Raw genomic sequence first — 12,365 nt, 5'->3', positions numbered from 1 at the left:
TTACAGGTCAATGCCTTTCTGTGCCTGAATACCGGCACGAAAGGCGTGCTTGATGTCTGTCATCTCAGTAACCGTGTCCGCAGCTTCGCACAGTGCTTCGGGTGCGCTACGTCCGGTAATCACGACATGCTGCATGGGCGGGCGGTTTTTCAGATCGCCCAGCACCGTGGTTAAATCCAGCCAGCCAAACTTGAGCGGATAGGTCAGTTCGTCGAGCACGATTAGATCGATTGCTGGATCGTGCAGCATTTCCTGTACGATGGCCCAGCCGCGCTGTGCTGTTTCCGTGTCGCGTTCCAGATTTTGCGTGTCCCAAGTAAAACCTTCACCTAAGACATGCCAGATGACATTCTCCTGTTTACGGAAAAAGGCTTCTTCGCCCGTGTCCGAGCGGCCTTTGATAAATTGCGCCACGCCTACGCGCATGCCATGACCCAGTGCCCGTGCGATCATGCCGAATGCTGAACTGGATTTGCCTTTGCCGTTGCCAGTGAGAATTAGCAGTAAACCTTGTTCACGATCCGCACGTGCAATCGCCGCATCAATGACTTCTTTTTTGCGTTGCATGCGTGTGCGGTGGCGTTCAGAACGCTCGGAATCAACCATACCGTTATCCCGTTGTGGTGTTACGTGGATTATTGAATTGCTGAATAATCAACGTAAATAGCGTATGCATCACGATGGCGAGGCCCAAATAAAAAACGAATGTCTCGATATAAAGCGGGAAGTATTTGATCACTTGCTCGCCAAATTCGCTAAAGGACGTTTCCGCAATTCGACCGGAGAAAAAATAAAAGCCGCCGCTGGAAAATAATTCACACAGAATTAAACCTGCTATGACACTGAGAGAAAGCGGCGCTACGGTATGCCATGTAAATTGGTATTGCTTGGCGTACCAGCGGCCAGCCAGCCATAACGAAGCATAAGCCGGTAGCAGGAACACATAAGCCGGTGTGATACAAAAATCACTGACGCCGCCCCAAGTATAAGCTGCAAAGTCCAGCCACCAGCTCAAAGCAAAGAAACCCAGTAATGGCCATGCAGAACGCAGATAGACTCCGGCCAGAAAGAAAATGGCCCAAGAGGCATCTGCCAGATTATGTACCGAGGCAAAGTGATGGCTGCGGGTGAGAATCATCAATAACACAAGTAACAATCCGATAGCCATTTGATTGCGGGTGGATAAAGTCAACATATTTAACTCCTTGTTAAGGTTGATAACGTACCATGGCAAAGAAATTCCGCCCTGGTTGATTGAAGAATGCAGCTGTTTCATAGCGTTCATTAAATAAATTTTCAATACGTCCCTGCAAGCGCCAATGTTTGTTCAAGATATATTCAGCACGCAGATCAAATTTGACGTAACTGTCCAGTTTACGGGTATTGGCCAGATCATCATAACGCTCGCCTTCGGCCAGAAGCATGGCACCCAATTTATAATATTGCCCAAACTGACGATCGGCATCCAGCCGAAATGATTGTTCAGCGCGCCGTGGCAGTATATTACCTCGATTTAACTCAGATGAACGATTCACTGGGTCAAGCAATGACAGGTTCGTATTGAATTGCCAGCCTTTAATTTGTGTGCTGATTACGCCTTCAAATCCGCGTATGCGTGCCTGATCAATATTGGCGGGTGCGAAGGTATTGGCGTCAAAAGCAATCAAATGGAGAATATGGGTTTCATAAACGTTCAACGACCAATTTCCCCAATCCGCTTTGCCGCGAGTGCCGAATTCGTAGCTGCGTGAGTCTTCCGGACGCAAATTCGGGTTACTAAAGCCGGGAAAATACAGTTCATTGAATGTGGGGGATTTAAAAGCGCTGCCAAAATTGGCCAGCAGGCGAATATTCTCAGTGAGCGGATAACCCCAGCCAGCGCCACCGGTCACTCGGCTGCCAAATTGCTGATTATCATCATGTCGCAGGGACAGCAGGATATCATGCTTAGCGACAGTTGCCTGATGCTGAGCAAATGCGCCCCAATTAGTGCGCGAGTTGACAATGAATGCTTCCGTACTTTTGACGTGATCATTTTGATAATCTGTACCGACTGTTAACAATTGATTTTTGCCCAAAGTAAAGTCGTTCAACAAGGTAACTGTATCACGTATGGTATTAAACCGGCTTTGGAAGGCAGTGCCCAAGAAATTGTCTGAATCGTCCCGGCTGCGGCCTGCAATCAGATTGATGCGCCAGAAATCTACTGGGGAGTAACGTGCTGTGCCGCCAAGGACCTGTTGTGCCAAGACAGCCTTATTGACAAAACTGCCATCAAACTCGGTTTTGCCCGCGGAATGCATGAAGCTGGCATCAATTTCCAGCCCATTCTGAAACCGATAGCCTGCGCGCATGCTGCCCGCGACATTGCGATAACCATCCCGGTCAGGCTCATGAGTAAAGCAGCCTGCCGTATCGGAACCGGTACAAGCATTGAATCCTTTTGTGCCGATTCCGCTGGCGTTCATATTTAACCAGCCTTGCGCACCTCTTTGCGACAAGCCCACCGAGCCCTCCAATGTGCCATAGGTGCCGCCGCCAAAACCAAAATTCGGCTTGAGACCGCCACTATCACCTTTTCGGGTGAAAATATGAATAACACCGCCGATGGCCTCAGAGCCATACAAACTGGAGCGTGGGCCACGTACAATCTCAATTCGTTCAATCTGTTCAATGGGAATATTCTCAAACGCAGTCGCGCCCGATGTGGCCGAGCCAACCTTGATGTTATCGATCATCACCAGAATATGGTCAGATTCAGTGCCACGCATGAAAACCGAAGTGCTCTTGCCAGCTCCCCCGCTATTGGAAATACTCACGCCGGGTACACCGCGTAACAGATCCTGAATCGATCGCGCTTGCTGACGCTCAATATCCGCGCGTGTAATGACCGTCACTGAAGCCAGCGAAGATTCGGCAGTTTGTGCCGTGCGTGTGGCCGTGACAATAACGGGTTTTTCCTGATGATTTGCAGTGGCTGCAAACACACTTGATGCTGTGCCAAGCCATAGCACAGCCACTGCCGGTAAACGGCATTTTTGCATGATCTGATTCCTTCGCGCACACCCGCGCGTTGATAAATTCAATAAATAAGGAATGCAGAAGGGAGATTTGGAATGGACAAACAGACCAGCCTGGAAAATGAAAGCTGATCATATTGACACCGATTGCCCTCCGCAATACCGTAGTAATGTTCACTTCTGGCCGGTCTCCGGACTCATGAGCGGAATAAATCCCAGATCTGCGCCTTCCCGTGTCGTTGCACAGTGGCATGATGCAGATTGTTAACTCAATTACCGTTGCGGGGGCAGTGCTGGCATTGCCTGAATTTAATCAGAGCGCACCAGCTTCCCGTTTAACCTTCAAGGAGAAAACTTAAAGGCACCTGAAGCAAGTGTGACGCAGACTACATAAATGAAAAGTAAGTGTCAAGTTCTGAAGAAGTATATGTAGAATGTATTCATATTAGGGGATTAAACAGACTCAAGTTTGGGTGCCTGAGCATTCGTGTTGTAAATTGCAAGTTCAAATGTGTCCTTTACTTTACTTCAGCAGCTAACTATATCTAAAACTTAGCGCCGGTTCCTATCAGCTCAGCTGAGGTTATTTTGTATGAAAAACTCTCAGGATCTAAGCTATCCAACGTTTTTCCGTCTATTTCAGCATGAGGGAACATAAAGAATGGTAACTTGCTGGTATTACTTGCAGGGTTTAGTGACAAGTCTTCAGCGTGATTGAATGCCAACCAGTTCATTTCCCAAGTACCAAAAAATTTTTCCCTTAACTGAACAATCTTCGAATCATTCAGAGGCAGGTTTTCTAATTTTGATACTTGTAGAACATCAGCTGGATTTACCGGTATCCAGCCGCGACCGGCTAGAAAGAATTCTGCCCGGCAATGCTGGGATTGACTAATGTCACCGTATTGCCCGATACAAGGGTGTAATTTTGATTCGTTGATGCGAATGCCATATTGGTTGCGTGCGGGAATATTGGCTGCTTTTGCAAGCGCAACAAACAATGAGTTTAGATCAACGCATTTTCCGGATAAATCGTTTTTTTCAAGCATTGATTTAACGTCGCCTCGCCCGCGTCCACGAGTTCCTTCATCATATTGTCCATTGTCTATAACCCAATTATAGATAGCTCTTGCCTGTTCCAAGGTCGTTGCGGCATTTTTTTCCTTTATGATGGAATGTACGGTTTCACGTACAATGCCATTCGTTGGTTTTAGGTGGGTTGGGTTAAGGTAATTCTTGATGCTATTGGGCAGTGCAGCATTCTTGCTCGCAGGGTAATGGTCAAGATCAAAGGAATGATTGGAAGTTTTTACAATGCAACTGACCGTGATATGCCGCTGATTGCTCTTTTGTTTTCCTTGCCATTCTGCTTTAAATATGGGAAAGGCACTTGTGCCGATGGTGGAAAATGAAGCTTTTGTGGCATTGCCGCTCCAGTTACTACCTTGAGTAAATTGAAAACCGGGATCGTTGGTGTCCGGCAGTGGGAGCCATAATCGAGCAGAATTACCTTTATCCGGTAGGTCGACCTGAAAGGACAGACGATAGCTGGTCCAATTACTAAAATCTGTCGATTGTGCCGACTGTTGCGAGGCCATTAAGGACGAAATTGGAAAAGTCAGTACACCTGATCCAATTAATTTAATAAAATCCCTGCGTTTCATAGTTTCCTTTATAGTTTCTTTGAGTTGCGCAAATTTTATCCTATCAATTCTTTATGTCAATACAATGTAGGTTATTGCTTCTATATGATTAATGAAACAGCTGATTATTTACCCGTTGTTGAGATTGAGACGAGTATTTGCCCTACGCATGCTATTATTTGGTTACATGGACTGGGTGCCGATGGGAATGATTTTGTGCCGATAGTCAGTGAACTGGAGTTACTGCCTGAAACATCGATGCGGTTTGTTTTTCCGCATGCGCCTGAGCGTCCAGTCAGTATAAATAATGGCTATATCATGCGTGCCTGGTATGACATTTATCATGCTGATTTTAATAATCGTCAAGATGAATCCGGTATTCGTGATTCGCAAAAAGCTATTGATGCTTTGATTGAAAGAGAAATTCAGCGTGGTATTCCCTCAAAACATATCCTGTTGGCCGGATTCTCACAAGGCGGTGCGATGGCATTGCAGGCCGGGTTGCGTCAGACCAATCCTCTTGCTGGGATTATCGCTTTGTCATGCTACTTACCGCTTGTGGAAACACTTACGACGGAAGCCAGTGTTGCAAATGCCTCAACACGAATATTTATGGCGCATGGCATTTATGATGCAGTAATACCCATAACACATGCAATTGCTTCGAAAGAAAAATTACTCACCGCTAATTATTCGCTTGAATGGCATGAATACCCTATGGCGCATAGCGTATGTGAACAGGAAATAAGCGATATCAGTCGCTGGCTGGGGGGCATAACTGGATAAGCTTCATCCGGGATAGGCATTAGTTAGTACGCATTATCTTTACGCAGTACGATCCAGACGGTTTTGAGGATGATCCAGAGGTCGAGCCAGATAGACCAATGTTTAAGATAATACAAATCGTGTTCGATGCGTACTTTCATTTTTTCCAACACTTCAGTTTCACCGCGCCAGCCGTTGACTTGAGCCCATCCGGTAATGCCTGGTTTGGCCTTGTGGCGTAGCATATAGCCTTTAATCAGCTTGCGATACAGCTCATTATGGGCCACCGCATGCGGGCGCGGGCCGACAATACTCATGCGTCCCTGCAACACATTAAAGAACTGCGGCAACTCATCCAATGATGTGCGGCGCAAGAAGCCGCCGATTTTCGTAAGCCGTTGATCGTTTTGTTTCGCCTGTTGAATGCTTGCACCATCTTCCGTGACGGTCATCGAGCGAAACTTATAGACGATAATCTCCTCGCCGTTGAGACCATAACGGCGCTGTTTAAAGATAACCGGACCCGGCGAAGTAAACTTTACCGCCAATGCAATGCACGCCATCACTGGAGAGAGCAAAATAATAATCACCAAAGCCAGCACAAAGTCGCTAGCAGCCTTGACCACGCCATCGACACCGACAAAAGGTGACTCACTCATTGCAACTACTGGCACATCACCAATGTATTCGAAACGGGTTTGCATCAAATCAAAGATATAAATATCCGGCAGGAAATAGATAGAAACCGTAGTGTCGGGTAACTCATCCATAAGCTTCTGAATACGCGGCTGAGACGACATCGGCAAGCTAATAAAAACCATCTCGATATTATGCTTTTGAATGTAAGGCACGACATCAGCCAGTCCACCCAAACGGGATCCGAAGTTATCCGGCCTGGTAACCGTTGCGGCTACGGGAGGATGGGTCAGTTCTCCCAAATGGGATCCAAAATCGCCGGCGATTCGGGAACTGTTGCGTTCATCGAAGAAACCCTGATATTTAATCAACAGAAAGGGGAGCTCTGCGATATGCTGGATGAACGCAAAACTGGTTTCGTTCGCTCCGATCACAATTGCTAAACGCAATTTACCTTTGTTGTACAGGTTGGTGACGATACTGCGTACGGTGATATGACTGGCAATCAGCATCAATGGTGTGACAATAAACCAGGTCAGAAGCACTTTTCCGGAAAACTGATTGTGAAATTTGGTGGCATAACCTAGAAATATCAGGATAGTGATAATCACCAGCCAGCCCATTACCGTATCCCGCATATAGGCAAGCAATCTGCCTTTGCGCCAATTGCGGTAAATGAGAATACGCTCGTAAATGTAGGTGGAAATGAAAAAGGTAATAATGACTAATACTAGATAGTAACTGGTAAAATCTTCGTCATACATCCAGGTTGTCAGTATCAGCATGCTCCATATGATGAAAGGGTCGAGCAGGTGCTTGAAGAAGGCCACTATGGGTAAATCGTTGGCTGTCATCGTCTTCCGTAAGTATACTGTAAATTGATATTTGCACCATTTGCGTCAAACCCGCCTCGAGAGGAATCTGATTTTAAGTGATTATTGTAGATCGAGGCACTGAGCTGCAAACCAAGATAAGGGGTGTATATGAGTTTTATCGCTGCATTGCGAAGCGTGTTGTTTATACCCAATGGTAATGCTCCGTCGGTGAGAATCGAAAAGCGGTCAAACTTCATATGCTGATAGAAAAAATCTCCCTCCAATCTTATTTTCTGTGTAATGTCCCAGGATGGAGCAACACGTACCCCAGTATTAAGACTAAAACTTGCAGTAAGCTGTTGCATTGCTGCGGTCTCGCGCCATCCGGAAATCGATAATCCGATCTTGTCGGTAGGTTGCCAGTGATAGGTCATGCGGGCATTAAATCCGCTAAAATTACGCGCTGTAAAGCTGGCATTATTGCGTTCTACCCACCCGCCCGTCCCGCTAAGGCTGGATTTTGCAGATACTGCCCAGTTGATTTTGGCCAATGCTTCTTTCTGATCATAGCTGTTGTCTGTGAATGAGCCATCCGGTGCTCGGACAAGAATCGGAAAATCACCGATTATATTGCGAAAGAGCACACCCACAGTATTTCTACCGGATGTCAGGTAGTCTACTCCGCCTTCAAACCGGTCTTCAGTCCGGTTTAGAAATCTAAAGATGTTGCTCGGACTATCGTTACTGAGATCATAGCGCGTATAGTCGCCATGTAAATTCCAGCTTGGGTGAAAGCGCCAGACGGCATTAATAAATTCTCTCTGCTCGGTACGTATATTTCTAACACCCGGCTGAAACAGGAACGGTGACAGGGATTGCACGTAGCTTGCTCCCATATTACCTTCCAACCGGTTGCCTAAAAACCAGTTCCAGTTACCGGTCAAACTCTTCAGATCGTTATCCATCTGATTGAATTTATCGAAACTGGTGTGGGTCCAGTTCAAATTGGCGGTCAATCGTTGCCGGCTGATTTCTTTCTCGAACATGAGACCGCCGGTAAAACGATGGGACATATCGAAAAGATTACGCGTGCCGAGCAGCGGCAGGGGATCCACTTTATCCCGTATACGCAATAGGTTGTCATCAGCAGTATAGGTATAACTCCCAAAGGGCTGCACTACTTTGCCTATTACGGCAGCAGATGCAGGCTGGTGGAGAAAGAACAACAGCAAAACCCCTGGAAGGAAGGACTGCAACCGGCTGGGTCGTGTAAAGCAGGGCGCTATGCGCGGAAAATACTGATTGATGTTCGTAAGTGTAACTTCCATGAACTGATGTATCATTAATGTGAGATTCTCAGAATTTCCAATGGCCAAGTATCAATGGCATTTGACAGAATTTACCTTTTCTTTAACATGTTCTCATAAAACTATTTTGAACAACACCTTTTACAGGAGAAAAAACGCTTTTTTGCCCAAAGGGCAATATTACTGTCGCTATTTTTGGCAAATCGGACTAGGCTCATAATTTGAGAGGCAATCTTGGTTATCTATAATAAGTATTGCAGAAATGATTGTGGCTGGATCAACGGCACAATGTTCAATAAAATTAATACGAGGATATGTACAACGAAATTTTATAATCTGGGGCCGTCAGTAAAAATTCAAATAGCTTAGACAAAGAATAGAGCCTCCAACCAGAATTCAAGGAGAAACTGATGAAATTTACTTCACTGACACAGCGTTTCGCTGTTTGGTTTACATTAGTTTCTTTATTACCAATATTGTTTATTGGTAATAGTTTACTGCATACCTTTGAAAATGAAATAAAGAAATCAGCTATCCGGAATGTTTCCGCCATCGCCGATAAAAAGATTGAGCAGATCGACAGCTATTTGAAGGAGCGTTTTCTTGATTCCAGCTTGGTGCGTGATTCCAGTACAACGCACGAAGCCTTAATAGAATTCTCCAGAATCTATGAGCAAAGCGGCGTGGAATCCGATGACTATCGTCGATTGGATGCCAGTTATCGTGAAAATTTCAAACGTTTTGTTCAGGAAGCGAAATATTATGATATTTTTCTGATTTCTACAAAAGGCGATATCGTCTACACGCAAGCGCATGAGTCTGATTTTGCAACTAATTTACTCACAGGTCCGTATCGCGATACGGGACTCGGTAAGGTCACTCGCTATGCACTGGATAATTTAAGAAGCAGCATCTCTGACTTTGAAAGATACGCGCCATCCAAGGGAGCAATCGCAGCTTTCGTTGCAACTCCTGTAATAATAAATGGAGAGATTAGAGGTGTATTAGCGCTGCAAATCTTTAGTGAACGTGTATTCGCAGTGATAGCGAATAACGTTGGACTAAGTGAGAGTGGTGAAACGGTTGTGGCGCGTCTTGAAGATGATCGTTCCGCTTTGGTAATGGCCCCGCTTAAGTATGATCCTGATGCTGCATTAAAACGCAGGATTCCTCTCAATACACCTTCCGCTGAATCCATGCAGAAAGCTCTAAACGGTGATTCTGAGAGCGCGCTGACTTTAGATTACCGTGGCAAAGAGGTTGTTGCCGCATGGCGCTACTTGCCGCTCATGAAATGGGGCATCGTGGTGCAAATTGATGCCGATGAAGCATTTGCCTCAGTGAATAAACTGCATTATGTCGGCTTAATGATCTTGGTTGTGACATTACTTGCCGCGCTATTGGGCGCTATTTTGTTTAATCGCCGTGTTGTAGATCCTTTAAAACATTTGAATCGAAGCGCTTTAGAAATCTCGACAGGTAATTTACATCAACGTGTTGCGATAGAAGGCTGGGATGAAATGAGGCAATTGGCGAATACCTTCAACATTATGGTGGAGCGGTTGAATGCCAGCGATCAGGAACGCAACAAGGCAGAAGAAAATCTGCTGCAACTCAATCAAGAACTGGAAAATAAAGTAGCAACGCGCACCGCCGATTTGCAACGCGCGAATGTGTCTCTGGCCATTAAAGAAGAAGAAATGCGTTCTGTCGTTGAGCACATGGTGGATTGCGTGGTGACTACCGATGAAAGGGGCGTGATTCTCTCCGCCAATCCGGTGATGGAAAAACTATTCGGCTATAGTCATGATGAAATGATCGGGCAGAATGTATCGATTATAGTGCCCGAACCGGATCGTAGTAAACATGACAGTTATATGGAAAATTATTGCCGTACCGGGCATGGTCAGGAATATGTCGGTCGTCCTTATTTGCCGGGTTCGCATGGAATTGGGCTTGGCCGTGAAGTTGAAGGCGTCCGCAAGGATGGCGAACGAATCGAACTGTATCTGGCAGTCAGTGAATATTTTGTTGGGGGAAAGCGGCATTTTACCGGCGTGATGCGTGATATTCGTGAGCATGTACGCATGATGAAGGACTTAAAGCAAGCCAGAATCGATGCTGAACAGGCAAGCAGAGCCAAATCTTCTTTTCTTGCCGCCATGAGTCACGAGATTCGCACGCCCATGAATGGCGTGATTGGCATGATTGATGTGTTGCGGCAAACCAGTTTGAGCGGCTATCAAATGGAAATGGCTAATTTGATTCGGGATTCTGCTTATGCCCTGCTTTCCATCATTGAAGACATACTTGATTTTTCCAAGATTGAAGCAGGCAAGCTGGAAATAGAAAAAATTCCTATGCGCTTGGCCAGTGTTGTGGAAAATGCTTGTGGCATGCTGGCACATCTGGCGCTCACTAAAGGAGTGGAATTGACTCTGTTTATTGATCCAGGAATTCCAGAAAATGTATTGGGAGATCCACTGCGGCTTCGCCAGGTACTCGTCAATATTATCAATAATGCGATCAAATTTTCCAGTGCACAGGAGAAACCGGGTAAGGTTTCAGTGAGAGTATTATTGACCGAATCGAATCCTGATCAAGTAGTGATTACATTTCAGATTACCGATAATGGCATCGGAATGGATAAAGAGACGCAGGACAAACTCTTTAAATCCTTCTCACAAGGCGATCCTTCAACGACTCGGCGCTTTGGAGGGACCGGACTTGGATTGGCGATTTCTCATCATCTGGCGGAATTGATGGATGCAGAAATAACGGTACAAAGCGAACCTCTGCAGGGTTCCACATTTATCATACAAATGCCATTTAAGCCGTTGCCCGCGATAACCGTCTCGGATAGCAAGCTCGATGATCTCAGCGGCTTGACTTGCCTGATACTGGGTGACGACAATGGTATGAGTGATGATCTGGCCATCTATTTGAAAAGTGCCGGAGCGAATGTTGAACAAATCTCCGATCTGAATACAGTTCGTCAACGAATCCAGAGTTTGGCGCCCGGCTTGTGGCTTGTTGTCATTGATGCCGGGCAACAAACACCTTCTATTGAGGAATTACGTGCTGCATTTACTGCCCGTTCAAGTGCAATAAAGAGTGCCGTAAAAGTTGAATCCGATGCGTTGCAACCTGATATTGAGCCGCGTTTTATCGTTATCAAACGTGGTCGCCGCCGGCAAGCGCGGACTGAGGATATCGATATCGTCACGCTGGATGGTGATGTAATGTATCGTCAGTCCTTGCTTCGGGCAATGGCCATTGCTGCCGGAAGAGCAGAAGTAAGCATGGGAAGTGCGCCATCAGACAATTTGCTCAAGTCAGGACCTGTGCCTGTTTCGCGCGAGGAAGCACTGCGGCAAGGCAAACTGATATTGGTGGCAGAAGATAACGATATCAATCAAAAAGTGATCCGGCAACAGCTTAACCTGCTCGGTTATGCGGGTGATATTGCAAACGATGGGCGTGAAGCATTGAAGCGTTTGCAAGACTGTAATTACGCTCTGTTACTGACAGACTTGCATATGCCAGAAATGGATGGTTTCGAGTTGACCAAAGCGATCCGTTCCGGGGAAACAAGCAAGAAACATATTCCCATTATCGCGCTGACTGCAAATGCGCTGAAAGGTGAAAGAGAACACTGTTTGAATGCCGGGATGGATGATTATTTGAGCAAGCCGGTACAGCTTGAAGATTTGCGCTTGACCTTGGAAAAATATCTGTCTAACGCTAAATCGGCAGAAGAGCCAAAATTAGCTTCTCAGTTATCTGTACCAATGAATGGTGCGGGATCAGCTGTTGCTCCGGTTAACGTTCATGTTCTTGAAGAATTAATAGGCAATGACCCGGAAATGATTAAAGAGATGCTATTGGATTTTCGCGCCAGTTCGGGAAAAATAGCTACAGAACTGCATGCGGCTTATCGGATAAGTCAATTCGCAGTGGTTGGTTCACTCGCGCATAAGCTCAAATCATCAGCACGTTCTATCGGTGCGCTTGCACTGGGTGAGTTGTGCGCAGAAATGGAACAAGCGGGTAAAGAAAGTGATACGGAAGCGTTGACTGTATTACTGCCGTTATTTGATGCTCAATTAATGAGCGTAAAAAACTATCTGGATACTTTGTATGCGAAGGAGTGAAAGAAACTCTGAATATTAGATTATT

8 protein-coding genes and 1 riboswitch are annotated in these 12,365 nt (G+C 45.9%); of the genes, 2 read left to right on the top strand and 6 right to left on the bottom strand.

Annotation, left to right across the window (positions count from 1 at the left end; translation table 11 throughout):
* From cobO to NIT79A3_RS14175, 4 genes are all read right to left on the bottom strand, one after another.
* Positions 1-606 carry a cob(I)yrinic acid a,c-diamide adenosyltransferase gene (gene cobO / locus NIT79A3_RS14190; protein ID WP_013966852.1) on the bottom strand — a complete coding sequence of 202 codons (606 nt, stop codon included), beginning with the start codon at positions 604-606 and terminating at the stop codon, positions 1-3.
* 4 nt (positions 607-610) lie between these two features.
* Positions 611-1,195, bottom strand: coding sequence for a hypothetical protein (locus NIT79A3_RS14185; protein ID WP_013966851.1), 585 nt, complete (start codon positions 1,193-1,195; stop codon positions 611-613).
* 13 nt (positions 1,196-1,208) lie between these two features.
* Positions 1,209-3,044: a TonB-dependent vitamin B12 receptor gene (gene btuB / locus NIT79A3_RS14180; protein WP_013966850.1), complete on the bottom strand. Its 1,836-nt coding sequence runs from the start codon at positions 3,042-3,044 to the stop codon at positions 1,209-1,211.
* A 140-nt stretch (positions 3,045-3,184) separates the two neighbouring features.
* Positions 3,185-3,404, bottom strand: a riboswitch (cobalamin riboswitch).
* A 161-nt stretch (positions 3,405-3,565) separates the two neighbouring features.
* On the bottom strand, positions 3,566-4,684 hold the full coding sequence (locus tag NIT79A3_RS14175; protein ID WP_013966849.1) for a transglutaminase domain-containing protein: 1,119 nt from the start codon (positions 4,682-4,684) through the stop codon (positions 3,566-3,568).
* Between the two features lie 84 nt (positions 4,685-4,768).
* Here NIT79A3_RS14175 and NIT79A3_RS14170 point away from each other — a divergent pair, with 84 nt between their 5' ends.
* Entirely contained in the window at positions 4,769-5,449 is a 681-nt protein-coding gene (locus tag NIT79A3_RS14170) for a dienelactone hydrolase family protein (RefSeq protein WP_013966848.1), read from the top strand.
* Between the two features lie 23 nt (positions 5,450-5,472).
* Here the strand turns inward: NIT79A3_RS14170 and NIT79A3_RS14165 are convergent, their stop codons facing one another.
* Together NIT79A3_RS14165 and epsL are read right to left on the bottom strand one after the other, a co-directional pair.
* Entirely contained in the window at positions 5,473-6,918 is a 1,446-nt protein-coding gene (locus NIT79A3_RS14165) for an undecaprenyl-phosphate glucose phosphotransferase (RefSeq protein ID WP_013966847.1), read from the bottom strand.
* The gene (gene epsL, locus NIT79A3_RS14160; RefSeq protein WP_156797067.1) at positions 6,915-8,207 is read right to left on the bottom strand and encodes an XrtB/PEP-CTERM-associated polysaccharide biosynthesis outer membrane protein EpsL; all 1,293 of its coding nucleotides are present in this window, start codon (positions 8,205-8,207) and stop codon (positions 6,915-6,917) included. Before epsL ends, NIT79A3_RS14165 begins: the two co-directional genes overlap by 4 nt.
* A gap of 389 nt (positions 8,208-8,596) precedes the next feature.
* Here epsL and NIT79A3_RS14155 point away from each other — a divergent pair, with 389 nt between their 5' ends.
* On the top strand, positions 8,597-12,340 hold the full coding sequence (locus NIT79A3_RS14155) for an ATP-binding protein (RefSeq protein WP_013966846.1): 3,744 nt from the start codon (positions 8,597-8,599) through the stop codon (positions 12,338-12,340).
* Positions 12,341-12,365: the final 25 nt, after the last annotated feature.

The sequence above is a fragment of the Nitrosomonas sp. Is79A3 genome (genome assembly GCF_000219585.1).
In the GTDB taxonomy this organism is placed as follows: Bacteria; Pseudomonadota; Gammaproteobacteria; order Burkholderiales; family Nitrosomonadaceae; genus Nitrosomonas.
The sequence above is the reverse complement of the archived record's forward strand: the minus strand, read 5'-3'. Positions and strand labels throughout refer to the sequence as shown.

Excerpts from the sequence above, each read along its gene's own strand:
- cobO (WP_013966852.1), bottom strand. The coding sequence starts at position 606 with ATGGTTGATTCCGAGCGTTCTGAACGCCACCGCACACGCATGCAACGC.
- NIT79A3_RS14185 (WP_013966851.1), bottom strand. The coding sequence starts at position 1,195 with ATGTTGACTTTATCCACCCGCAATCAAATGGCTATCGGATTGTTACTT.
- btuB (WP_013966850.1), bottom strand. The coding sequence starts at position 3,044 with ATGCAAAAATGCCGTTTACCGGCAGTGGCTGTGCTATGGCTTGGCACA.
- NIT79A3_RS14175 (WP_013966849.1), bottom strand. The coding sequence starts at position 4,684 with ATGAAACGCAGGGATTTTATTAAATTAATTGGATCAGGTGTACTGACT.
- NIT79A3_RS14170 (WP_013966848.1), top strand. The coding sequence starts at position 4,769 with ATGATTAATGAAACAGCTGATTATTTACCCGTTGTTGAGATTGAGACG.
- NIT79A3_RS14165 (WP_013966847.1), bottom strand. The coding sequence starts at position 6,918 with ATGACAGCCAACGATTTACCCATAGTGGCCTTCTTCAAGCACCTGCTC.
- epsL (WP_156797067.1), bottom strand. The coding sequence starts at position 8,207 with ATGGAAGTTACACTTACGAACATCAATCAGTATTTTCCGCGCATAGCG.
- NIT79A3_RS14155 (WP_013966846.1), top strand. The coding sequence starts at position 8,597 with ATGAAATTTACTTCACTGACACAGCGTTTCGCTGTTTGGTTTACATTA.